Source organism: Pedobacter sp. PF22-3 (assembly GCF_026239555.1).
In the GTDB taxonomy this organism is placed as follows: Bacteria; Bacteroidota; Bacteroidia; order Sphingobacteriales; family Sphingobacteriaceae; genus Pedobacter.
This window is the reverse complement of record NZ_JAPIVP010000001.1, coordinates 244,109-267,918: the sequence shown is the minus strand read 5'-3', so window position 1 is coordinate 267,918 and position 23,810 is coordinate 244,109. Positions and strand designations below refer to the sequence as shown.

General features: G+C 36.5%; 17 protein-coding genes and 1 riboswitch. Of the genes, 9 read left to right on the top strand and 8 right to left on the bottom strand.

Annotated features, from left to right (window positions below; translation table 11 throughout):
* Positions 1 to 79: 79 nt before the first annotated feature.
* The 5 genes from OQX63_RS01170 to OQX63_RS01150 all read right to left on the bottom strand — a co-directional run bounded on the left by OQX63_RS01170 (position 80) and on the right by OQX63_RS01150 (position 6,332).
* Positions 80 to 727 carry a DUF4412 domain-containing protein gene (locus OQX63_RS01170; protein WP_265849062.1) on the bottom strand — a complete coding sequence of 216 codons (648 nt, stop codon included), beginning with the start codon at positions 725 to 727 and terminating at the stop codon, positions 80 to 82.
* 22 nt (positions 728 to 749) lie between these two features.
* A complete protein-coding gene (locus OQX63_RS01165; RefSeq protein ID WP_265849061.1) occupies positions 750 to 1,526 on the bottom strand; it encodes an enoyl-CoA hydratase/isomerase family protein in 777 nt (258 codons plus the stop codon).
* Between the two features lies 1 nt (position 1,527).
* The gene (locus OQX63_RS01160; RefSeq protein ID WP_265849060.1) at positions 1,528 to 3,615 is read right to left on the bottom strand and encodes a ComEC/Rec2 family competence protein; all 2,088 of its coding nucleotides are present in this window, start codon (positions 3,613 to 3,615) and stop codon (positions 1,528 to 1,530) included.
* A 3-nt stretch (positions 3,616 to 3,618) separates the two neighbouring features.
* Positions 3,619 to 5,850 carry a helix-hairpin-helix domain-containing protein gene (locus OQX63_RS01155; protein ID WP_265849059.1) on the bottom strand — a complete coding sequence of 744 codons (2,232 nt, stop codon included), beginning with the start codon at positions 5,848 to 5,850 and terminating at the stop codon, positions 3,619 to 3,621.
* A gap of 146 nt (positions 5,851 to 5,996) precedes the next feature.
* The gene (locus OQX63_RS01150; protein WP_029274329.1) at positions 5,997 to 6,332 is read right to left on the bottom strand and encodes a MerR family transcriptional regulator; all 336 of its coding nucleotides are present in this window, start codon (positions 6,330 to 6,332) and stop codon (positions 5,997 to 5,999) included.
* Positions 6,333 to 6,448: 116 nt separating this feature from the next.
* On the opposite strand from OQX63_RS01150, the gene alaS reads away from it, so the two are divergent.
* A complete protein-coding gene (gene alaS / locus OQX63_RS01145) occupies positions 6,449 to 9,067 on the top strand; it encodes an alanine--tRNA ligase (protein ID WP_265849057.1) in 2,619 nt (872 codons plus the stop codon).
* 79 nt (positions 9,068 to 9,146) lie between these two features.
* Here the strand turns inward: alaS and OQX63_RS01140 are convergent, their stop codons facing one another.
* Together OQX63_RS01140 and OQX63_RS01135 are read right to left on the bottom strand one after the other, a co-directional pair.
* Positions 9,147 to 9,653 (bottom strand): hypothetical protein, encoded by a 507-nt coding sequence (locus OQX63_RS01140; protein ID WP_265849056.1) that lies wholly within the window; start codon positions 9,651 to 9,653, stop codon positions 9,147 to 9,149.
* A 123-nt stretch (positions 9,654 to 9,776) separates the two neighbouring features.
* Positions 9,777 to 10,370 carry a hypothetical protein gene (locus OQX63_RS01135; protein WP_265849055.1) on the bottom strand — a complete coding sequence of 198 codons (594 nt, stop codon included), beginning with the start codon at positions 10,368 to 10,370 and terminating at the stop codon, positions 9,777 to 9,779.
* Positions 10,371 to 10,881: 511 nt separating this feature from the next.
* On the opposite strand from OQX63_RS01135, the gene gatB reads away from it, so the two are divergent.
* From gatB to OQX63_RS01110, 5 genes are all read left to right on the top strand, one after another.
* Positions 10,882 to 12,345 (top strand): Asp-tRNA(Asn)/Glu-tRNA(Gln) amidotransferase subunit GatB, encoded by a 1,464-nt coding sequence (gene gatB, locus OQX63_RS01130; RefSeq protein ID WP_265849054.1) that lies wholly within the window; start codon positions 10,882 to 10,884, stop codon positions 12,343 to 12,345.
* Positions 12,345 to 13,457 carry a TlpA disulfide reductase family protein gene (locus OQX63_RS01125; protein ID WP_265849053.1) on the top strand — a complete coding sequence of 371 codons (1,113 nt, stop codon included), beginning with the start codon at positions 12,345 to 12,347 and terminating at the stop codon, positions 13,455 to 13,457. Before gatB ends, OQX63_RS01125 begins: the two co-directional genes overlap by 1 nt.
* Before the next feature lie 103 nt (positions 13,458 to 13,560).
* A complete protein-coding gene (locus tag OQX63_RS01120; protein WP_029274338.1) occupies positions 13,561 to 14,250 on the top strand; it encodes a response regulator transcription factor in 690 nt (229 codons plus the stop codon).
* A 224-nt stretch (positions 14,251 to 14,474) separates the two neighbouring features.
* Positions 14,475 to 15,197 (top strand): RluA family pseudouridine synthase, encoded by a 723-nt coding sequence (locus tag OQX63_RS01115; protein ID WP_265849052.1) that lies wholly within the window; start codon positions 14,475 to 14,477, stop codon positions 15,195 to 15,197.
* 76 nt (positions 15,198 to 15,273) lie between these two features.
* A complete protein-coding gene (locus tag OQX63_RS01110) occupies positions 15,274 to 17,064 on the top strand; it encodes a chloride channel protein (protein WP_265849051.1) in 1,791 nt (596 codons plus the stop codon).
* A 203-nt stretch (positions 17,065 to 17,267) separates the two neighbouring features.
* Here OQX63_RS01110 and OQX63_RS01105 read toward each other — a convergent pair whose 3' ends face one another.
* A complete protein-coding gene (locus OQX63_RS01105; RefSeq protein WP_265849050.1) occupies positions 17,268 to 18,674 on the bottom strand; it encodes a sigma-54-dependent transcriptional regulator in 1,407 nt (468 codons plus the stop codon).
* A 434-nt stretch (positions 18,675 to 19,108) separates the two neighbouring features.
* Positions 19,109 to 19,304, top strand: a riboswitch (cobalamin riboswitch).
* Positions 19,305 to 19,398: 94 nt separating this feature from the next.
* Here OQX63_RS01105 and OQX63_RS01100 point away from each other — a divergent pair.
* Genes OQX63_RS01100 through OQX63_RS01090 form a run of 3 tightly spaced genes read left to right on the top strand, consistent with a single transcriptional unit; the run spans position 19,399 to position 23,695 of the window.
* Positions 19,399 to 21,432, top strand: a complete 2,034-nt coding sequence (locus OQX63_RS01100) for a TonB-dependent receptor plug domain-containing protein (RefSeq protein ID WP_265849049.1) — start codon at positions 19,399 to 19,401, stop codon at positions 21,430 to 21,432.
* 19 nt (positions 21,433 to 21,451) lie between these two features.
* Positions 21,452 to 22,555 carry a YncE family protein gene (locus OQX63_RS01095; protein ID WP_265849048.1) on the top strand — a complete coding sequence of 368 codons (1,104 nt, stop codon included), beginning with the start codon at positions 21,452 to 21,454 and terminating at the stop codon, positions 22,553 to 22,555.
* Positions 22,556 to 22,573: 18 nt separating this feature from the next.
* Positions 22,574 to 23,695, top strand: a complete 1,122-nt coding sequence (locus OQX63_RS01090; RefSeq protein ID WP_265849047.1) for a PKD domain-containing protein — start codon at positions 22,574 to 22,576, stop codon at positions 23,693 to 23,695.
* The last annotated feature ends 115 nt before the right edge of the window (positions 23,696 to 23,810 follow it).

The following is a 23,810-nucleotide window of genomic DNA, read 5'->3' as shown; positions in this document are numbered from 1 at the left end:
AAAAAGCTTTTCAACTTTCGGGCTAATTTAAATAAAAAGCCTGCAGTTAAAAAGCTGTAAATTACCTTGAATTGGCTAATTATTCACCACCGCCTTGCATGGCTTTCAAGTCTTCCATAGTTACTACTTCGTAACCGGCAGGAACTTCAGTATTAATGACGCCTACTTTGGCTTCAGAAAGAGATTTTAAAACAAGATCTGAATTTACACCATTAATCAATGCCGAATATTTTACAGGAAGTGCACCCAAGCCTTTAAAGAGACCACCAGTTGTAATTGCAGCAATATCAACATCTTTTGTTGCCCATAATTCATGTGCTCCGCCTTTGTCATCTTTGTAAGTATATTTTTCTGCATTAAATCCAGCAATGGTCTGTTTTTCGCCAGTTGCTTTATAATCAGAATATTTCGGCATCAAAGCTTCCTGTGTTTCTGTTTCTGCTTTGCTCACCTTTACTGCAAATTGTTTTTGAGCTACCGGAACATCAATTAATAATAATCCGGTTTTATCAGCCGTATTAGAAATGATATTTACTAAGGCAGGACCATTTTCAATTTCTATTTTGGTTAAGCTTCCATTAAATTTAGTTTTAACGTCAGTTGTTGTACCATTGGCAGTTACAGCAAATACCAAAGTACCTTCAGCAATTTTCTTTTGCGCATGGGCAATTATAGCTGTGCTAACTAAGATTAAAGCTACGATGCTAGTTTTGATTGATTTGAACATGTTTTATTTTAGTTTAAGTTATTTACCAATTAATTTTTTCTTTTTTTAAAAATGAAGAAATCCCTTTTTTAAAATCCTCACTTTCTCTTACCCTCGCATTGATCTGTACTGCGGTTTCCAAACTCTTTTCTAAGTGTGGATTAACCGTTTGGGTAATCAGCTGTTTAGTAATCATTAATGAATTGCCAGAACTCTCCGTACACAAACTTAATGCAAATTCTCTTGTTTTTTGATAGATATCGGAAGAATTTGTTACAAAATTTATCAAATTATATTTCAATGCCTGCTCAGCAGAGAAAATTTTTCCGGTGAGTAAAATTTCCTTGGCGATCGACTCGCTCACCTTCTGTTTTAAAAAACATGAAACTATAGCAGGCACAAAACCAATTTTTACTTCAGTGTAACCAAAATTACTTTCAGGAGTAGCAAAAACAATATCACATATGGTTGCTAAACCACAACCACCGGCAATAGCATGCCCCTCAACCTGGGCAATAACTACTTTTGGCAGATAGTAAATGGTTGTAAAGAGTTTTTTTAGATGATTGGAATCGGCTACGTTTTCTTCAAATGTATTGTGTTGTAATTGTTGAAGATAGGCTAAATCGGCACCAGCGCTAAATGTTTCACCGTTTGCGTTTAGTATAACCACTTTTACCAGATCATCTTCTGATGCCTTTATAAATGCTTCAGTTAATTCAGCAATAAGTTGAGGGTTTAGCGCATTTCTCTTTTCGGGCCTGTTGATTGTTATTGTTGCTATTCTTTGAGCAACCTGATATAAAACCAGATTTTCCATGTTATTGGCTTAGTTGCACCAAATATGCCTTATTTTTCTTTAAAATATAAACATCTTTATTATTATTCTCCATTTCTTTTTTTAGGATCTGAATTTTATAATCTTTATTCGTGGCATCTATTATTGCCGTTTCATATTTTACATCTGGGTGTATTTTGGCTAAATTAAATTTTGTATTTCCACTTAACCATATGCTCGAAAAGTTAGCCCTTCCATTTACCTCTTTGTTATTCAGATTTTCATCAATCAAGAGTATTTTATATTGAAAAAAGACAATCTGGCTGTTCTTGGATATAAAGTGCCCTAAAACAGTATCTTTCTTGAAACTGATCAAACGTATTTTGTCTACTTGCAGCTGAGATAATGCCGGTTCAACGGAAAAGGTATAGTTTTTATCTTCACTATTTAAATCTGAAACCAAAACAGCTTCTTTTCCATTGATAAATGCAGCCGCGTAATTTTTTCTCAGGGAAAAGAAAATGATTTTCCGCTGGTTAAAAACCTTCAGATCATCGCGCAGAATTAAAAGTTGATAACAAACAAATAGAAATAATGAAGAAAACAAAAGCGCTTTATTAAATTTGGTCAATGCATAAATAAAGATGCCTAGTGAGAAACTCAATAATATAAATTCGGACAGATTAATCCATATTGATGAAAAGCTTGCATATGGTAAATTGGCGATCCAATTTAGCACGGCGTTGGTAAAATTTATGATCCATTCGAAAACCGGAGCCAGAAACCTGAATGATGGGATTAATACGCCAATCCCCAAATACATCATTAATATTAATGGAATGGTAATGAAAAGATTAGCCAACAGAAAATAAAGCGGAAATTGATGAAAATAATAAATACTCAATGGAAACGTGACAATTTGTGCCGCTAAAGACATGGAGGTAAAACTCCATAATTTATCTACCCAAACACGCTCAGTGTAAAAAAGCTTGTATATTTTAGGCTGAAGATAAATTAATCCAAATACGGCCAGGTAAGAAAGTTGAAATCCAACATCCCAGGTTAAAAATGGATTGTAAACGAGTTGACAAAATGCTGAAAAGGCCAAAACATTATAACTGTTGGTTTTTTTAGATAAAACTTTAGCGGTTATTAAAATGCTGATCATAATCGCTGAACGGACTACAGAAGGTGATAATCCGGTGAGCAAGGCATATCCCCAGATCAGAGCGCAAATAAGCAGTAATTTTATCATTCTTAATGCTCGGTTCTTATTTAAAAAGAAGAACATAAAATCTAAAACGACATAGATAATAGCTACATGCGCCCCTGATACCGACAAAGCATGAATAGTTCCTGTTTTGGAATATGCCGATAAAGTTTCTTTACTTAAATCGGCACGGTAACCTAAAATAAGAGTAGAGGCTACAGCAAAAGCTTCATCACTCTTAATCAAGCTTCTGTATTTTGCTACTTGCTTTTCTCTTATGTTCAAGGCCATTTTTATAATCGGATTACCTACATTGTTTTTGGTGCTCACGATATGATTCTGATCTATAAATCCCTGATGATAAATATTCTGATTGCTCAACCAGGCTTTAAAATCAAATTCTGCAGGATTATATGGAGGTTCTACTTCTGTGTATTTTACCGAGATCATCAATTCGTCGCCATACTTTAATTTAATTGGTTTTAGGCTATCTAATTTTACGTTAAGCAATATTTGGCCCGACAAGCTTATCTGCTTATCTTTTAGATATCCAGCTATTACATTTGCTTTAAATCGCAAAATATTGCCATTTTGCTGAGGTTCATTATTGACCCAAACTTTTAAATAATCGCATCTGGTTTTTGCAAAGTAATTTTGGTTTAAACTTTCGTTATTGAGCAGGCAAAACAAACTGCCAAGGTTGAAAAAAAGCATGTAAATTAAAGTGCCAACTAAGCCCCTGTGACGATATACATTGAACTTTTTATAAGTAGTATTTAAAAGTAAAAGGATCAATAAAATTACGGATAGGGTGATGGTCAACCATTTAACATATGCTAATGCCGGAAAGAAATAAAAAATACAGATGCCCAAAATAAAGGGAAACAGGATTCTTACAAAAATATATTCGGTCTTGAACATGGATTAAAATTGATAGCGCACCTGAATTTTAACTTCCGATTTTTTATTACCCTTTATTTCGTCCAGATAGGTGCCTACTGTTTCCACATCCTTATAAATAAACAAGCCATAGCGAAACCACACATTTAGCTTTTTGATGATGTTGTATTTCATGTTGAGGTAGGTCCTGAATCCTTTTCCGTTGTACATTCCAAAAGCAAAACTGTACAAAACATCATCTTCATATGCGTAAATTCTGCTGTTATAACTTGGCGTATTGAAATAGGCAAATCGTACATTTCCAGTAAGCTTAGCAAACATTGGCGAATAATCTACATCCTGATAAATAAGATAGCCAAACTCCCTTTTTGCACTTCCTTTTTTATATTGAGAAACCTCCAGCCGGTTTTGAAAGTGCCAATTATTATTTAGTTGCCAGTTTGTCTCTGCCCGGTAGCCCTCTCTTTTTACGTCATCTAAAAAATTAACAGGGACATCCAGATCGGTGTTCTGTTGCTTATTTTCTGATTTAAACCGAACTAAAATTTTAAAGGTTTTGCTGGGCGTATAAATGGCCTGAGCTAAAACTTCGTAGCCCTTTGAAGGTTCATCAACACGGTATTTTAACCAGGGAAACCGAAATAAATCAGCGTAGAAAGAAAATGCCCAATATTTATTTGGATTAATATTTAAACCTGCGTAAAATCCCCTTTCGTTTACCGCTTCGCTCGATTCAGATACAGCCTGATTAAAGAAACTATGATAATCTTTGGCATAATTGCGATAGGTTATGGCTGCAGAGACTGATGACGATAAACTAACCAGCATACCATTAATATATGCAAAGCCGCCACCTAAACCTTTTGCTCCCTCACCATAGAGGTACATATTTTTATAGGTATAATTATAGAATAGGCCCAAATTGGTCAGCGATTTTCCTGTGAAACTATACCGGTCGTAAGCCGCTGTTTGCGTAATAAAACTATTCTTAAAAATGGTATGGTAGGCAATTGCACCAATAGCAAGGTCATTGTTGGAATATTGAACGGTTGTACCAAATGCGGTCTGTGCCAAAACACTTTTATTCTTAAGTTCAGTAGGCGTTCTATGCAAGCCAGTTTGATTGATCGTAGACTGAACTAGATTTCCTTCAGCATCTAACTTTTGACTTGCATCAAGGTTACGGAATGAAATAAAAGGCGTAATGTCTACATTTTTAAATAAATTAATTGTTGCGGCGGCGCCTCTAAAAAAGGAATATTCGTTGGTAGAATTGTAAGGTCTTAAACCCAAATCTTTTTTAGCTACGCTCGTTACATCAGGACCTTTACCAAAAGAAAAACCAGACCATAAGGTTAAACCCTGGCCAAATTGTTGTGTATAATCGCCAACTACCATTTTTTTTAATTTGCCCAATTTAAATAGGGCAATATTTCCTGAATAAAAATCGAAAGGCTTGCCGATAAATTTTTCTCCCGCATCTTTATCTAACGTAAGGGCTGCTGATAGAATTGAACTGTATTGATACCGATATCGCATCTGAAATCTTTCTGGCGAACCTAAATACCTATTTCCAGGCAGATCGTTATAGCCTTTTTGTTTTTGTAAAGTTTGCGCCCAACGCATCATCAGATCGTTTTCACCAGCGTGTACGAGGTTCTTAAAACTGAGCTGCTGATACTCCGTGATATTGGTTAATGTTACGAATGGGAGCAGCATTTGAATCGTTTTAATATCAAAGCCAGCAATGCTTTGTAATTCCAGCACATCGGCAAGCGGACCGTTTTCCTTTATATAAGTAAAGAAATTGGCAATCTGTAGGGGAGATAAGAATACCAAAGTATTTAATTCTTCTACAGAAGTTCGATTCAGGTTAATTGGGTGTTTACGATATCTTTCCAGTACATCAACTAGCTCGGTCATATCGTAATCATCCGGCAGATTTTCAGCCATACTTTCCAAAACATCACGTATATCTGTCTCTTGCGTATTGGTTTGGGCATTTGCCACAAACCCGATCATTACAAATGCAACAGTTAGTATCTTTAATGCATAATTACCTCCAATTAATAATTTATGATAAAGATCTGTAAACCACGAAATGATTATGTTTTGGCTACGAAAAAAGGTTTCTCCAGAAGGAATTGTTTGCCACAGCAGATTATCCGTTAATACAGGTGAAACTATACCAAAATGTTTTTTGGAAACTGAAGAGTAGGGAGAAGAGACGGGCAATAATACACACCATATTTTCATAAGCAGGGGTTAACTGGTTAATAAAAATTAGGGTGATTTTTGTATTGGTATTTCTAATATAGATAAATAATTAAAAAACTACAAAAAATGTATTTCTTTAGTTATCATAAATGTACATTGGATTGTAATATAAGATAAATATGTGATTAGAGTTCTTCAGCAAGGTTTACTAAAAAGCCTTTCAGTTTTTCTAACGAATCAATAATCTTTTGATTCTCTCTAACACCTGTTTTATTGTTCTTTAAATAATCTTTAGCACCTTTTAAGGTAAAGCCTTTCTCATCAACCAGATTAAAAATGATTTTTAGATTTTCAATATCTTCTGGCGTAAAAAGACGGTTACCCTTCTTGTTTTTTTTGGGCTGGAGGATATCAAATTCCTTCTCATAAAAACGGATCTGCGATGCGTTAACATTAAACATTTCAGTCACCTCGCCCATGGTATAATACATTTTATTAATGTCTCTTTCTTTATACGGCATATTTTGTAGTTGATTATGAGTGTTTTATATCGTTTAATTAAAGTATTCAAATGTAGCTCGATTTTTCCTTATTAACGCAATAAAATTTTAATTTTGTTCCCTCCAATAATATTGAAATGACAGCAAAAGAGATTAGACAGGCATTCCTTAGTTTTTTTGAATCGAAACAACATCATGTTGTTCCTTCAGCACCGATTGTGGTTAAAAACGACCCAACTTTAATGTTTACCAATGCAGGTATGAACCAATTTAAAGATCTGTTTTTAGGGGAGGCCGCCATAAAATATTCTCGTGTTGCTGATACCCAGCGCTGTTTACGTGTTTCGGGCAAACATAACGATCTGGAAGAGGTGGGGATTGATACTTATCACCATACCATGTTCGAAATGTTGGGTAATTGGAGTTTTGGCGATTATTTCAAAAAAGAGGCCATTGCCTGGAGTTGGGAATTATTGACCGAGGTTTACAAAATCCCGAAAGATAAATTATATGTTACCTATTTCGAAGGCGATGAGAAAGAAGGTTTGGAAAAAGACCAGGAAGCTTACGATCTCTGGAAACAATATGTGGATGAAAGCCATATTTTACCTGGAAACAAAAAGGACAATTTTTGGGAAATGGGCGATACCGGACCATGCGGGCCATGTTCAGAAATCCATGTGGATTGCCGTACCGATGAAGAAAAAGCTTTAGTTGATGGTGCTACCCTGGTAAATGCAGATCATCCCCAGGTAATTGAAATCTGGAATAATGTATTTATGCAGTTTAACCGTTTAAAAAATGGTTCATTGCAGAGCTTGCCCGCCAAACATGTTGATACCGGAATGGGTTTTGAACGTTTGGTACGTGTTTTACAGGAAAAAACCTCTAACTACGATACCGATGTTTTTCAGCCATTGATTCAGTTTATCTCTGAAAAAGCTGGAATTAAATACGGTGCTGACGAGAAAACGGATATTGCCATGCGTGTAATGGCCGATCATATCCGTGCCATTTCCTTTGTTATTGCCGATGGTCAGTTACCTTCCAATAATAAAGCAGGTTATGTCATCCGCAGGATTCTACGCCGGGCTGTACGTTATGCTTATACCTTTTTAAACTTTAAAGAGCCTTTCTTAAATCAATTGGTTCCTTTATTGGCAGAGCAATTTAAAGGGGTGTTTGATGAATTGATTTCGCAACAGGATTTTGTACAAAAAGTGGTGTTGGAAGAAGAAGTTTCTTTCTTGAGAACTTTATCTACTGGAATTCAGCGTTTCGAAAAATACCAAGCTGCTAATCATGTGGTTGAAGGAGGTTTTGCATTTGAATTGTCAGATACTTTTGGTTTCCCGATCGATTTAACAGAATTGATGGCTAGAGAAAAAGGCTGGAACGTTGATCTGGCTGGCTACGAACAGGCGTTGAAAAAACAAAAAGACGATAGCCGTGCTGCTACCGCAATTGATACAGGCGATTGGATTACCGTAAATACAGACGATCAGAGCGAATTTGTAGGTTATGATGACCTTGAAATCGAAACCGAGATTTTAAAATACCGTAAAGTAAAAGCTAAAGGGAAAGAACAATATCAGATCGTTTTACGCCAAACACCTTTTTATGCAGAGAGCGGTGGTCAGGTTGGCGATACAGGCCGTTTAGAAGACAATAGTCGACAGTTTTGGGTAGATATTACCGATACCAAAAAAGAAAATGGTTTAACTGTTCATTTTACCGATATATTACCCGATAATCTGGAAGGCAAATTCTGGGCAGTTGTAGATGAAGATAAACGTGTTTTAACGGAAGATAACCACTCTGCCACACACTTATTGCATGCAGCGCTTAAACAGGTTTTAGGAAAACATGTTAACCAGAAAGGTTCGTTAGTTAATGCAGATTACCTGCGTTTTGATTTTTCTCACTTCGCTAAAGTAACTGAAGAAGAATTGGCTCAGATTGAGGTGATTGTGAACCAGAAAATCCGCCAAAACATTAAATTGAAGGAACAACGTAATGTTCCTTACCAAGATGCCATTGAAAGTGGTGTAACGGCTTTATTTGGTGAAAAATATGGTGATTTTGTCCGTATGATTACTTTTGATGATCATTTTTCGAAAGAGCTTTGCGGGGGTACACATGTAAAGGCTACAGGGCAGATCGGTTCATTCAAAATTGTTTCTGAAAGCGCAGTTGCAGCTGGTGTGCGTCGTATAGAAGCCATTACCGCCGATAAAGCAGAGCAGTTTTTCCTAGATCAAAGAAAAGAATTGGGGCACTTAAAAGCGTTATTAAACGGAAGCAAAGATTTATCAGCTTCTGTACAGGCTTTATTGGATGAAAATGCAAAACTGAAAAAGGAGATAGAAAAATCAACGCTAGAGCGCGTAAATACTTTAAAACATGAAATTGTACATCATGTAAGAGGTATAAATGGTGTTAACCTGATTGCTAAACACATCGATTTGCAAAGTGCCGAAGCCATTAAAAACCTGGCCTTTTCTTTGAAAGATATGGTTGATAATCTGTTTCTGATTTTCACAACAGAAATTGATGGTAAACCAGGAATAACAGTAATGCTTTCTGATCACCTGGTGACGAAAGGATTAAATGCTTCAAATATTGTTCGCGAATTGGGTAAAGAGATCCAGGGCGGTGGCGGTGGACAGCCATTTTATGCCACGGCGGGCGGTAAAAATCCGGCCGGACTAAAAGTAGTTTTAGAAAAAGCAGAAAGCTTTATACCACAGCACTAACAAATAAAATATGCCTTGCGTTGAATTAGCAGGTTCGTATTATTAAAACAAAAAAGAGGCTTTAAGCCTCTTTTTTGTTTTAATGTCTGCCATGACCATGTTTTTCTCGGTGTCCCCTGGAGAATAAACCTGGATTTAATCTTCCTCCATGATGACCGCGATCTATATGGTGAGGCTTGAAATGATTTTCAGGCCCACGGTATCTGATCCTGCCACCACCGTAAGATGAACGGTAATAATTGTTACGGCTAACATAGGTTACCCTGTGCGTGTGATAATTTCGGTAAGGACTATTTCCGTACATTACAATTTTTCTTCCATGACGTAAATCGTAACCGCTATACCTTGCCGGTAAATATCTCGATCTTATCCAACGGTTCCCATTTAAATAAACAAATTGCCTTTGAGGAACATAATAATAAGATTGTACTTCTGGAAGATAGTAATAATTAACGTTTTGATAACCTGCAGGAACCCATGCTGGTTGGTTACCAATATTTACGTTAATGTTTACTTGAGCGTTAGATTGATTAGATGTTAAAGCCACGATGCCTAAAATCGCGGAGATGACGAATAACTTTTTCATAATAATCTATTTATTTGTGTGTAGATCAAACAATTCAAACGCTGTGCCAAAACATCTATTGTAACAGACATATAAAAAAGGAGCCTCTTTTGAAACTCCTTTAACCACAGCTAAATATTAATATTAATGGCGTTCGTTATCACGGCCTTTTCTGTTATCTCTTTCCGGACGGTTATCGTGACCATTGTTAAATTGAGGACGGCCATTATTTTGAGCAGGTCTTACTACGTGTTTTTGCACTATAGGATTAGGGCGCTTATTGATGATAGTAACGTTTCTTACAGGCCTTTGGTTATAATTAGGATGTCCTTTTACCACATAGTACTTAGTATCTCTACTATCTCTAATAATGGTTTGACGGCCACCATAGTTTTTATATTTACTATATCTGGTTACGTATATATTATTTCTCAAATAAGGTTTAGGTTCGTTGATTACCACTTTATAAGCACGGTATAAATCAAAGTTCCCATATTGGGCAGGTAAACTGTTTGTCCAGATCCAACGTCCTCCATTCGAATAAATGTATTGGCCTGAAGGAACATAATAATAAGCATCTATATCAGGGAAATAATAATAGTCTACGTGGTCGTAGCCTGTTGGTCCCCAAACAGGCTGCGAACCAATATTGATATTTAAGCTAACCTGTGCTTTTACATTGTTTATACCGAATAATGAAACCATCAGTATTGCGGCAATTAAAACTAACTTTTTCATAATTTTTTAATTAAAAGGTTTCTTTTGTGTTGGTTAGATAGACTATGATACTTGGTTGCAGTTTAATTACGGGATCCCCTTTAACATTTTTTAACTATTAATATACTCAACTGAGTAATTTTACTCAATATATTGAGTAAATTGTTTAAATGCTTGTAACTTTCTTATATTTAGTATTTTATGTAATAATTTTTAATTAATTAATTAATTTGATGATATCTCCTTATAAATCTTATTATCAGAATTAAAAATAATTAAAATTTGCAATTACTTAATGCATGGCACATCGGGTATGGATACTATCAGGAAAATGTATAAACCCGATAAAATGCTTTTGGTTGGTGGTCGGCGGATTGCCCTGGCAGGAATTTTAAAAATTCTCCATCGAGCCTTTTTTAACGAAAGACTAAATAATAACTATATTTGACACATTAATATTTAACCATAGATTGAATCTTTATTAAGCTATAAAACCTTGGTTAATAAAACTTATAACAATAGGAAGCCTTAAATGCCTTTACAAGAAACAAGCCCACAAACTGATTTCGAACTCGTTTCTGGATTAGAAATCCACGTTCAGTTAAATACAAATACGAAAATATTTTCTGCTGATAGTGCATCATTTGGGGCTTTACCTAATCAAAATATATCTACTGTTTCGTTGGCATTGCCTGGGGCTTTACCCAAGTTAAACAAAGAAGTAGTGTCAAAAGCTATCCGTATCGGTTTAGCTTTAAATTGTACCATCAACCAGATCAATCATTTCGACAGGAAAAATTATTTTTATGCCGACTTGCCAAAAGGATACCAGATTACCCAGGATAATCAACCCATCTGTGTAAATGGTTTTTTAGAACTTGAATTGGCAGATGGCACGAAGAAGAAGGTTGGAATCAATCGCATTCACCTGGAAGAAGATGCCGGAAAAAGCATTCATGATCAGGATGATAATTATTCTTTGGTTGATTTGAACCGTGCAGGTGTACCGCTAATTGAGATTGTTACCGAGCCTGATATCCGTAGTTCCGAAGAAGCTTCTGTTTTATTAAGTGAAATCAGGAAACTGGTAAGGCATTTAAATGTTAGTGACGGCAATATGGAAGAAGGCAGTTTACGTTGTGATGCCAATATTTCTATACGTCAGAAAGGCACTGCTGAATTTGGTACCCGCTGTGAAGTGAAAAACCTAAACTCGATGCGTAACGTGCGTAGGGCAATGGATTTCGAATTTGGCCGCCAGATTGAAGTGATTAGTAATGGCGGAAAAATTATCCAGAGCACTTTAAACTTTGATGCTGATAAAGGAACCACTTCTCCAATGCGTACTAAGGAAGAGGCTAATGATTACCGTTATTTTTCGGATCCAGACCTCCAACCCATTCATATTTCTAACGATTGGTTAGCAGAAATTAAATCTTTAATGCCGGCCTTACCAAATGAAATTACGCAGCAAATGGTTGCTGATTATGGAATCAGTAAAGCAGATGCAGCACTTTTTGCTGAAGATTTAGGCTTGTTAAACTATTTTAATACGGCCCGGTCAACTGTTAACAATAAAAAAAGCTTAATTAATTGGTTAATCGGCCCGATCAGAGCTGTTTTAAATGAAAAAGGAATTACGATATCCGATTTCAAAGTTAACCCAGCACAATTGGCAGAAGCTGTTAACCTGGTTGATAATAAAAAAATTACGCAGCAAATAGCGATACAGCAATTATTACCCGCTGTTGAATTGGCAAATGATGCTAAAGTTATCGATTTGGCACAATCACTAAACTTATTGATTTCTGAAAACGGAAATGAATTAAGTAGTTTTATTGATGAAGTGTTAAATAAATATCCACAACAGGTTGAAGCGTACAAGAAAGGCAAAAAGGGCGTTTTAGGTTTGTTTGTTGGCGATGTAATGAAACTGGCCAAAGGAAAAGCCGATGCTAAAAAATTAAATGAATTAATACTTGAAAAACTGAAATAATGAGATTAAAACAATTGAGCCTGATCATGCTGATCGCGATTGCTTTCACTGCATGCAAATCTAAAGATAGCTTTACTATTGACGGAACTTTTCTAAATCCAGGTAAGGAGAAGAAAGTGTTTTTGTACGGCATGCAAAATAGCAATATGGTTGCAGTCGATTCAACCAATTTATCCGAAAAAGGCGAATTTAAATTCATTCGTAAAACGCCGTCTGTTGATTTCTTTAGGGTATCAGTAGGTAATCATGAGTTTATGTTAATTGCAAAAAATGGCGATGAAATTAAATTAGAAGCTGATTTGGCCGATAAAAATATGTCTTACAAGATTTCAGGGGCAAATGAAGTCGAAAAATTATCCGAACTAAATGCCATTAGAAACAATTTCGCCAAACAGGTAGAAAAATTACAGGCAGATTTTGAAGCAAAAGTGGCTACACAACCTCAAAACAGGGCAGCTGTGTTAGAATCAATGAAACCTCAGTACGAATCATATATCAATCAATTAAATACACAGATTATAAAATTTGCGAAAGATAATAAAGGTACGCTAGCCAGTTTCTATGCTATGAATACTTTAAGTCCGCAAGAATTTGAAGCTGAATTGGTGCAATTTGCCGATGAGGTTAAACAAGAAATTAAAGGTAATGCCACAGTTGATGCCTTTGTAAAACAAATGGCACTTTTAAAAGCGGTTCAGGTTGGGCAGATTGCTCCGGCATTTACCATTAATACAGCAGATAACAAGGCCGTAAGTTTATCAGATTATAAAGGGAAATACGTATTGATTGACTTTTGGGCATCATGGTGCCAGCCTTGCCGTCAGGAAAACCCTAATGTGGTTAAGGTATACGATAAGTATAAAAATAAGAACTTTGATATCATTGGTATTTCACTAGATACGGATAAGGCTGCATGGTTAGGTGCGGTGAAAGCAGATGGTTTAGCATGGACACATGTTTCGGAATTAAAGGATTTTAATGGCGAAACGGTAAAAAAATACCAGGTACAAGCTATACCAACTTCATATCTGGTTGATCCTGCCGGAAAAATAGTGGCTAAAAACCTACGTGGTGATGAGCTAGATGCATTTTTAGCCAAAACGTTACGTTAAAACTAATTCCATGTTAAACTAATTTAAGTAATTAACAATTTCTTAACTTAGACTTAACTAAATATTGCATCATAGACACTACTTTCGTAACAAATATTTAACTATGAACAACGCAGGTCAGAAAATATTAATTGTTGATGATGAACCAGATATTCTGGAGCTAATTGAATATAATCTTAAAAAAGAAGGTTATCAGGTTTTTACAGCTACCAATGGCCAGGAAGGAATTACTGTTGCGAAAAAGGTACATCCGGATTTGATTATTTTGGATATTATGATGCCTAAAATGGATGGAATTGAGGCTTGTCGTTTAATGCGCGCAATACCTGAATTTAAGAATACATTTATGGTTTTCTTAACCGCCAGAAGTGAAGAGTATTCAGAAATTGCAGGTTTTAATGTAGGTGCTGATGATTATATCGCAAAACCGATTAAACCACGTGCTTTAGTTAGCCGTATTAATGCGATTTTAAGAAGAAATACTGGTACGGAAGAAGTATCTGAAAACAAATTGGAAATTGGCGATTTAGTAATCGACCGTGAAGCTTATTTGGTTTTTCAAGGCGGTAACAAAGTGGTATTGGCTAAAAAAGAGTTTGAACTTTTATACTTATTGGCATCAAAACCTGGAAAAGTGTACACCCGCGAATCGATCCTGAAAAATATCTGGGAAGATTCTGTCGTGGTAACCAACAGGACAATTGATGTACATATCCGTAAATTGAGAGAAAAGTTGGGCGAAACTTATGTTTCAACTGTAAAAGGGGTAGGTTATAAGTTTGAGCTTTCTTAAATTATAAAATCTAAAGGTGTTAAGCCGTTCTGATCAACATCAGGGCGGCTTTTTTGTTTTTTATAGACTGCTGTAGAGAAATTTGGTGTTCAGATTTATCTATTTCGCTGCACTTCAGTTGAAAGGACCATAAACCGTGCTGGTAAGATGAATAAATTAAGGGTAACGTCAATTGTAAGAAAAAATAAAATCGTACTTTTGTGCTTCATTAATTACTACACAGTTTGAAGTTTCCAAATTTTAAAGACCTTATTCTTTTCGAAGACAACGATTTTATTGTGATCAATAAACCTCCGTTTTTAGCCTCACTTGATGAACGTGGGGGATCAGGAGAGACCAATGTGTTGCGTTTAGCTAAACAATATAGCGATGATGCACAGGTTTGTCACCGATTGGATAAAGAAACTTCTGGCGCTTTAATTATTGCTAAAAATCCGGAAGGTTATCGCCATGCCTCTATGCAATTCGAGAGAAGAAAGGTAAATAAAACCTATCATGCGGTGGTAGATGGGCACGTTATTTTTGACCAGTTAACGGTTGATCTCCCGATTTTGAACGATGGCAATAAAAATGTAACTATTGATAGGGCAGAAGGTAAAAGAGCAGAAACTATTTTCGACTCGTTAAAATACTATAAACACTATACTTTGGTAGAATGTAAGCCCATTACAGGACGTATGCACCAAATCCGCATTCACCTGGCCACACAAAGGGCAGCCATTGTTGGTGATGATATGTATAAAGGGAAACCGGTTTTTCTTTCTTCAATTAAGAGAGGTTATAAATTAACCAAAGGCGAAGAGGAGCAACCTATTATGAAACGTTTCGCATTACATGCCAGACATTTGGTTTTTAAAGGATTAGATGATCAAGATATTGTGATTGATGCTCCTTATCCAAAAGATTTTGCAACCTTAATTAAACTATTGGATAAATTTGATGCATAAAAGAGGTCTTTAAATTGGCTTCTGTTTTTGTTTTTCTTACTTTTGTGCATCCTCCCTCTATTTAAAAAGCAATAGAATGTACATCAGATTTGTAAATTACCTTGATAAGATTAACCAATACCGTAAATCTAAAATATCAAACCGTAATTTCTTAGTTATCCTTGCCGTAATTGTTGGGATTTTAGCCGGATTGGCTGCAGCTGTTCTAAAAAGTTTAACCCACCATATCGAAGAATTTCTTCAATCAGACTGGCACTGGAAATATAAATACTACCTGTACTTTATATTTCCGATGATCGGTATTTTGTTAACGGTTTTGTATATTAAATACTTTATCCGTAAAACAAAATTCGAAACAGGTTTAACCCCTTTGCTTTATGCCATTTCAAAAAAATCGAGTAAGGTAGAAGCACATAATATTTACTCGCAGATTATTACTGCAGCGGTTACAGTTGGTTTTGGCGGTTCAACAGGTTTGGAAGCACCTATTGTAACCAGTGGATCGGCAATAGGCTCAAATCTTGGTCGTTTACTGGGCTTATCTTATCGCGAAATTACCATGTTGGTAGCTTGTGGTGCAGCAGCAGGTATTGCAGGGGCTTTTAATAGTCCTGTGGCTGGGATTGTTTTTGCGATCGAAATTTTATTGCCAGAGTTTACCATTCCTGCATTTATCCCACTTTTATTATCCGCGGCGACTGCGGCCGTGGTGGCCAGATTATTTTATACGCAACAACTTTTCTTTTTGGTTACAGAAGGATGGAAGGTTAATGCTTTATTCTACTATGTAATATTAGCCTGCTTTATTGGTTTGTTTTCTATTTATTTTACAAAAGCGAACTATGCCGTAAAGGGACTATTCTATAAAATAAAACATCCTTACACTAAGGTTATCGTAGGCGGTTTATTGTTGGGTGCTCTGGTGTTTCTATTTCCAACTTTATATGGCGAGGGGTACATTACCATAAAAGGTTTATTAAAAGGTGATTATCAGACGGTTATTAACAATAGTATCTTCGCTGATTATAGTTCAATTTCGGCTGTGGTTGTACTTTTTACCGTCGTAACCATTTTTATGAAATCCATCGCCACCCTGGTTACGTTAGGCGCTGGTGGTAACGGTGGTACATTTGCGCCCAGTTTAATTATGGGCGGTTTAATTGGGTTTATCTTTGCTTATACAGTAAACCTATCCGGGCTAGCACAGTTAAACGTATCAAACTTTATTGTAGCTGGTATGGCCTCGGCATTAGGTTCGATTATGCATGCCCCTTTAACAGGTATTTTTTTGATTGCCGAAATTACGGGTGGATATATTTTAATGGTACCATTGATGATTACAACGGCCATTTCTTACGCCATTAACCGCAGTTCGCAAAAACATTCAATTTATACCAAGGCACTTGCAGATAAGGGCGAGTTATTGTCGCATGAAGATAAGGATACTACCGTTTTGAACCAGATGAAGCTAAAATATCTGATCGAAAAAAGCTATCCGCAGTTGCAGATGAATGATTTAATTTCGTTGAAAATGAATGAAATTATGCAGTCGCACAAGAATGTAATTGCTGTTACTGATGGAATTGGAGATTTTAAAGGTATAATTTACATCGAAGAGCTATTTAATGAAATGGTTAATCATCCTGATAAGGAAAATTTGAAAGCCTCTTACCTGGTACAAACAGCACCAAATGTTATCACTGAAAATGATGATCTGAAATCAGTGTTAGAAAAAATGGAGCAGGATAATGTATGGATTTTGCCTGTGCTAACCACAAAGAATCAATATTTAGGCTTTGTTTCTAAAACGGCAATTTTTAACAAATACAGGGCTTTGCTGATGAGGCAGAATGATTATATGGGTTGAGGGAGGTTTTAATATTCAAAAGTTGAAATGTTGTAAAGTTCAGTGCTAAAGAAGATTTTAACGTTTCAAAATTCCAGGCTAGCTTTTTAATTTGGCATTTTGCTCTTTTAACATTCAACTTTAAACCTTTCAATTTAAAAAAAGGTTGGAATATTGTCAGGAGAACCTTCAAACATTCCAACCTTCAAACTTTTCAACTTTTCTTATTCTGCTCTCTTCAAGCCAAATTTCTCTATTTTACTATATAAGTGACTTCTTTGAATATCAATTTCATCAGCTGTTTTTGATACGTTCCAGTTGTTTTTTTCCAGCTTAAATTTGATGAATTCGCGTTCTGCATAATCTTTGTAATCCTGGAAATTATTGAACGAATCGAAAGAAGAAGCCAGGCTGGCGCCTCCTCCTGCATTAGCAATTTGTGTACTGGTTGAAGCACCAATGTTTGTACCACCTCCCGGATTAGCAAAGGCACGTACATCGTTTTCGGTAATTACCTTATCGCTTAAAATAATCAAACGCTCAATCATGTTGTGCAGCTCTCGCACATTACCTGTCCATGGTAAAGCTTGCAATGCCAACATACCGCCTTCATTTATTTTTTTAACAGGCATTCCATAATCGCTGCAGATACTTTCTAAAAAGTTCTGGGCAATAACAGGGATATCATCAGTACGTTCAGTTAGATGCGGAACATGGATATTGATTACGTTTAATCGGTGGTACAAGTCCATACGGAAATTACCATCTTCAATTTCTTTCAATAAATCTTTATTGGTTGCGGCTAAAACGCGAACATTTACATCAATCTCCTTTTCGCCACCCACACGAGAAATCTTATGCTCTTGTAAAGCTCGTAAAACTTTTGCCTGGGCAGATAGGCTCATATCTCCAATCTCATCTAAAAATAAAGTTCCACCGTTAGCCAGCTCAAATTTACCTATACGCTGCTTAACTGCAGAAGTAAAAGAGCCTTTCTCATGTCCGAACAACTCACTTTCAATGAGTTCTGATGGGATAGCCGCACAGTTTACCTCAATTAAAGGGCTATCGGCACGGTTAGATTTTTCGTGTAACCAACGGGCTACCAGCTCTTTACCACTACCATTTGCACCAGTAATCAATACACGGGCCTCGGTAGGTGCAACACGCTCAATGGTCTCCTTAATTTTGGAAATGCTTTCCGATTCGCCTAAAATCTCACGGGTTTTACTGGCTTTGCGTTTTAAAACTTTAGTTTCGGTAACTAAAGTTCCACGGTCTAAACCATTACGTACGGTAATTAATAAGCGATTCAAATCAGGTGGTTTCGAAATAAAATCGAATGCTCCTTTTTTGCTAGCTTCAATGGCAGTTTCAACTGTGCCATGACCGGATATCATAATGAATGGCAAATCGGGTTTAATGATCTGTGCCTGCTCCAGCACTTCCATACCGTCCATTTTATTCATCTTGATATCGCAAAGAACCAAATCGAAATTGCCTTTTTTGATCATTTCGAGGCCGTCGATACCATTATCTATATCTTCAACATCATAATTTTCATATTCCAGAATTTCGCGTAAGGTACTCCTTATCGCACGTTCGTCATCAATTATTAATAATTTAGCCATTAGAGATGTATTCTTTAATTTTGAAATGCGAATATATTATTTTTTAATTAATGTATAGTTTTTTATACAATATTACGCTATAAACCTGAAAATGGCTGAAAGGTTTTGATCTCAATGGGAATAATCGAGTCTAAATTTGCTCAGATCTGGTTGGTGCATTTTTTTGCGGTTTAATTCTACTTCATAAATGCTTTTGCTCAGGTTTTTCATAAAGGGGAAACAAAAGGTATCGTATTCATATTTGTTATCGTTAAATATGCCATCTTCATCGCTTTGTACTAGAGCGGTTAAGAAATACTCAATTCCATTCTTGAAATCAACGAAATAAAAATTATCAGTGCTGTAACCATAGCTATCACCTTATTTATTAAAGGTTCTGATGTTGTTAAAATCACCATTTTCCATCGTCCATTTTACATGTTGGTTAATTTTGTTACTTTTGCAGCGCTTTTGGTTTCCGGTTTTACACCCGGAATTAAAAGGGAATACAGTGTAAATCTGTAACTGTCCCGCAGCTGTAAGCTCCTTAACGGATTTCCAATCAATTTGCCACTGTTCCGACACGTCGGGATGGGAAGGCCGGAAAACCGGGAGTAAGTCAGAAGACCTGCCTAAGCATTATATTTCATAGCTTTCGTGGATTGAAGCTAGGGGTGAGGTACTTGCGTTTTTCGTATTTTCATTTCTTTTCTATCTGTTGGCTGTGGGTTAAACTCACAATCAAATGATTAAAATTACAGTTGTTTTATTAAACATCAGGTTTTATTTTGCTTTTGTATCCATATTGGGTATTGGTGTTTTTTTGCCCAATATTTCTGTTGCGCAGATAGATACTGCAAAAGCTAATCAACTTCAGGAAGTTAAAATAACTGAATATAAAAATTCAAGGATTAACTTATCGCCAACTCCGGTTCAAATCCTCATCGGATCGGAATTAAAACGCTTGAACAGCCTGTCGGTTGCAGATGCCATACGTTATTTTGCGGGCGTACAATTAAAAGATTACGGAGGTATTGGTGGTTTAAAAACCATTAATGTAAGGAGCATGGGCAGTAACCATACTGCTGTATTTTACGATGGTGTTCAGTTGGGTAATGCCCAAAATGGCCAGGTAGATTTAGGCAAATTTTCGTTAGATAATCTGGAAGAAATTGCCGTTTACGTTGGTCAGAAGCCCGAGTTACTAATGCCGGCCAGAGGTTTTGCGGCAGCAAGCGCACTTTACCTCAAAACTGCGCAACCTATTTTTAGTTCCGGGAAAAAGTATGGTTTTGGCGCTAGTTTTAAAACTGGTTCGTTCGGATTAATTAATCCCAATCTCAGTTATAAACAAAAAATCAGCAATAAAATTTCCTTCCTTGTAGATGTCAGCTATTTAGAATCAAATGGGAAATATAGGTTCAGGTATAGGGAACTGGCTTACGACACGACCATTATCAGGAACAATAGCGATGTTAAATCGGCAAGGGTAGAAGCTACTTTGTTTGGATTATTACCCGACAGCAGTAAATGGAACATTAAATTATATAACTACAATTCGGCCCGTGGATTGCCCGGAGCTATTGTTTCGAACAGGTTTACCTTTACGCAACGCCAATGGGATAATAATAGTTTTGTTCAGGCTTCATACCAAAATAAAAAAAGTGCACGCTACAATTTTATGTTCAATACGAAGTATGCGTACAGTTTTATGCATTACCTCGATCCGGAATTTAAAATACAAAATGGCTGTTTGGACAATCGCTATACCGAAACCGAATGGTACATTTCTGCAGTCAATCTGTATAAAATATCGAATATCTGGGAGCTTTCCCTCGCCACAGACTACAGTTTACAAAGACTGAATGCCAATTTATACGATTTTGCTTACCCAAGCCGCAATACTGGTTTAGTGGCGTTTGCCAGTGCCTTAAACTTAAACAGATTAATCATACAAGGCAATATTTTAGCAACCCTGATTGCGGAGCAGGTTAAAAACGGTGATCAATCTGCCAACAGGCAAGAATATACACCGAGTTTAATGGCCTCTTGGCAACCGCTCCAAACCAAAGATTTCCGCATTCGCAGTTTTTACAAATCTATTTTCCGGATGCCAACTTTTAACGATCTCTATTATACATTTATTGGCAATACCAAACTTAAACCCGAATATACCAATCAGTACGACTTAGGCTTTACTTACGGACATACATCAAATGGTAAGCATTTGGCTTATTTATCTATTCAAGCTGATGCCTATTATAATCTGGTAAAAGATAAGATTGTAGCCATTCCGGGTAATAATTTAGGCCGGTGGACAATGGTTAACCTCGATCGCGTGCAGATTAAAGGTTTCGAAACCAATATTCAAACTGTTTGGGATTTGGCTGCCCAGCTAAAGTTGAAAGCAAATGCCAACTATACTTACGAACAGGCAATAGATATTAGTGCAACTGCTTTTCGGTACGGTGATCAGATCCCTTACATCCCTGTTCACAGTGGATCTGCAAGGTTTGGTATTGATTATAAAAACTTGGTATTTAATTATAGCTACATCTACACCGGCGAAAGGTATAGCCAAAAAGCTAATATCGCGGCTAACTATGTTAAACCCTGGTATACGCACGATTTAGCCGTTGGTGTAAATTTCGTTTGCCAACAAACAAGGTTCTTTTTCAATGCTGAAATCAATAATGTTTTTAACCAGTATTACGATGTGGTACTGAATTATCCGATGCCGGGTCGAAACTACCGTTTTACTTTATCCACTAATTTTTAAACCAATTTAATATCAAAATATGAAACACCAATTACAACATTTTTTTAAACTCACAGGATTTTTGCTTTTAACTGCCCTTGCATTTGCCTGTAGAAAGGATACTCCGGTAGGTGAAGATTCGGAACAAGGGGCCAAAACTCCATCGTTAACAGTAAAAGGCTTATATGTTTTAAATGAAGCAAACTGGGGTTCTAACAAATCATCGTTAGATTATTATAGCTATGATGATGGTAAATACACCAGGAATATATTTGGTGCCGCTAACCCAACTGTTACTTTAGGGCTTGGTGATGTAGGTAACGATATTAAAATTTATGGTGCCAAAATGTACGTGGTGATAAATGGAAGCAATAAGGTTGAAATCTTAAACGCCAGCAATGCCAGGCAGGTAGCCAAATTGGATATCAATAACCCACGATATGTAACCTTCTATAAGAACTTTGCTTACATCACCTCTTACGATGGCTACGTAGCCATGGTTGATACTACCGCTTTAAGCACCATTAAATCTAAAATCATGGTGGGTAACCAACCTGAAGAAATGGCGGTTGTAGGCAATAAACTGTATGTGGCCAACTCAGGCGGTTATAACTATCCAAATTACGACAGAACAGTATCGGTAATTGACTTAACTACCAATACCGAAATAAAAAAGATTGATGTAGCCATTAACCTGCACCACTTAAAAGCCGATAAATACGGCGATGTATATGTAACCTCAAGAGGTGATTATGCAGCTATAGCTTCTTCTCTTTATGTAATTGACACTAAGACTGATGCCGTTAAAAAGAACTTCAATATCCCGGTTAGCGATTTTTGGATTAATGAAGATGATGCCTACCTGTTTTCTTACAGCTACAGTACTTCAAAGTCAACCTACCTAAAACTTAATGTAAAAGATGAAACGGTTGCGAGCAACAATTTTATAACCGATGGTACAGAGGCTTTGATTACGCTTCCTTACGGTATTGCTGTAGATTCTACATCGGGAGATGTTTTTGTGACCGATGCCAGAGATTATGTTACACCGGGCACCATTTACTGTTTTGATAAAGCAGGGAAAAGGAAGTTTACGTTCACCACTGGTGATATTCCGGCACACATTACATTCTTATTTAAATAACATACCAACACACAAAAAATGAAAAAATCAATAAGCTATGCCTTGCTTTTCTGCCTGTTCCTATTTAGTTGCAAAAAAGATAAACAAATGGCTCCTGATGTAAATTTACTGATTAAGGCAGATGCTTTACAAGCTAAAGTAGCCGTAGCAACTACTTTTAGTGCGGGTACAAATAACGGACAAGCTTTTCAACACGAATGGAAATTAGATGGTAAAGTAGTAAGCACAGTATACAACTTTAACTTTGCGGCGGCAAAAGCTGGCACCTATATTTTGGCATATAAAGGTTATAATGAAGCTGGCGAATTTACACATACCTATACTATCACTGTTCCGGTTCCGGTGGTCGAGATTACCCCAAATAGCAGCAAATTTATCAGCCGGATCCTGGATTATCTACCTGCACCAGGTCAGTTTGTGAATGAAACACTAGGTAAACCAGAACAAGCACAGAAATTAATTGGAAGTACCACGAACCTGATCTCTTTAGGTGGTTTTGGTGGCTACATCATTTTTGGCTTTGATCATTCCGTAGTAAATAACACGGGTAACGATCTGGCCATCTATGGTAATCCGTCAGGTGCACCGTATCATTTTTCAGAGCCCGGCATTGTAATGGTTAGTCAGGATAGCAATGGTAATGGCCTTGCCGATGATGAATGGTATGAACTGGATGGAAGTGAATATGCCAAAACAAACACCATTAAAAATTACGAGATTACCTATACCAACCCTAAAGCATTTGCCAATGTAAGCTGGAAAGATAACCAGGGAAACAGTGGCGAAGTAAAGGTTAACAATTTTCATAAACACAATTTTTATCCTGAGTTTGCTGCAAATCAGGAAAATATAACTTTTAAGGGAACTTTGCTACCGCCATCAACAGGTAAAGTAGGTAGCATTATAATCAGTTCTCCTTTTGACTGGGGTTATACCGATAGCTATTCTACTGGCGATGATTACAAAACCAACTTATATAACAGCTTCGACTTATCTTGGGCGGTTGATAAAAATGGAAGTAAAGTGGATCTGAAAACAATTGATTTCGTGAAAATTTACACCGGACAAAATGCCGATGCAGGTAGTTTAGGTGAAATTTCTACCGAAGTTAAAGGTGCGGTTGATTTAGGGATCAAATAAAATTACTATCTACCTATAAATAACAGCTCAATATGAAGGTCTGCCTGGTGCAGGCCTTTTTCATTTATATTGTTTTTAACAGGCTTTGAAAAACTAAATTCAACAACTTTCATAT

What these genes read in the sequence shown, in the direction of transcription:
- OQX63_RS01170 (WP_265849062.1), bottom strand. Translation starts at nt 727, where the DNA reads ATGTTCAAATCAATCAAAACTAGCATCGTAGCTTTAATCTTAGTTAGC.
- OQX63_RS01165 (WP_265849061.1), bottom strand. Translation starts at nt 1,526, where the DNA reads ATGGAAAATCTGGTTTTATATCAGGTTGCTCAAAGAATAGCAACAATA.
- OQX63_RS01160 (WP_265849060.1), bottom strand. Translation starts at nt 3,615, where the DNA reads ATGTTCAAGACCGAATATATTTTTGTAAGAATCCTGTTTCCCTTTATT.
- OQX63_RS01155 (WP_265849059.1), bottom strand. Translation starts at nt 5,850, where the DNA reads ATGAAAATATGGTGTGTATTATTGCCCGTCTCTTCTCCCTACTCTTCA.
- OQX63_RS01150 (WP_029274329.1), bottom strand. Translation starts at nt 6,332, where the DNA reads ATGCCGTATAAAGAAAGAGACATTAATAAAATGTATTATACCATGGGC.
- alaS (WP_265849057.1), top strand. Translation starts at nt 6,449, where the DNA reads ATGACAGCAAAAGAGATTAGACAGGCATTCCTTAGTTTTTTTGAATCG.
- OQX63_RS01140 (WP_265849056.1), bottom strand. Translation starts at nt 9,653, where the DNA reads ATGAAAAAGTTATTCGTCATCTCCGCGATTTTAGGCATCGTGGCTTTA.
- OQX63_RS01135 (WP_265849055.1), bottom strand. Translation starts at nt 10,370, where the DNA reads ATGAAAAAGTTAGTTTTAATTGCCGCAATACTGATGGTTTCATTATTC.
- gatB (WP_265849054.1), top strand. Translation starts at nt 10,882, where the DNA reads ATGCCTTTACAAGAAACAAGCCCACAAACTGATTTCGAACTCGTTTCT.
- OQX63_RS01125 (WP_265849053.1), top strand. Translation starts at nt 12,345, where the DNA reads ATGAGATTAAAACAATTGAGCCTGATCATGCTGATCGCGATTGCTTTC.
- OQX63_RS01120 (WP_029274338.1), top strand. Translation starts at nt 13,561, where the DNA reads ATGAACAACGCAGGTCAGAAAATATTAATTGTTGATGATGAACCAGAT.
- OQX63_RS01110 (WP_265849051.1), top strand. Translation starts at nt 15,274, where the DNA reads ATGTACATCAGATTTGTAAATTACCTTGATAAGATTAACCAATACCGT.
- OQX63_RS01105 (WP_265849050.1), bottom strand. Translation starts at nt 18,674, where the DNA reads ATGGCTAAATTATTAATAATTGATGACGAACGTGCGATAAGGAGTACC.
- OQX63_RS01100 (WP_265849049.1), top strand. Translation starts at nt 19,399, where the DNA reads ATGATTAAAATTACAGTTGTTTTATTAAACATCAGGTTTTATTTTGCT.
- OQX63_RS01095 (WP_265849048.1), top strand. Translation starts at nt 21,452, where the DNA reads ATGAAACACCAATTACAACATTTTTTTAAACTCACAGGATTTTTGCTT.
- OQX63_RS01090 (WP_265849047.1), top strand. Translation starts at nt 22,574, where the DNA reads ATGAAAAAATCAATAAGCTATGCCTTGCTTTTCTGCCTGTTCCTATTT.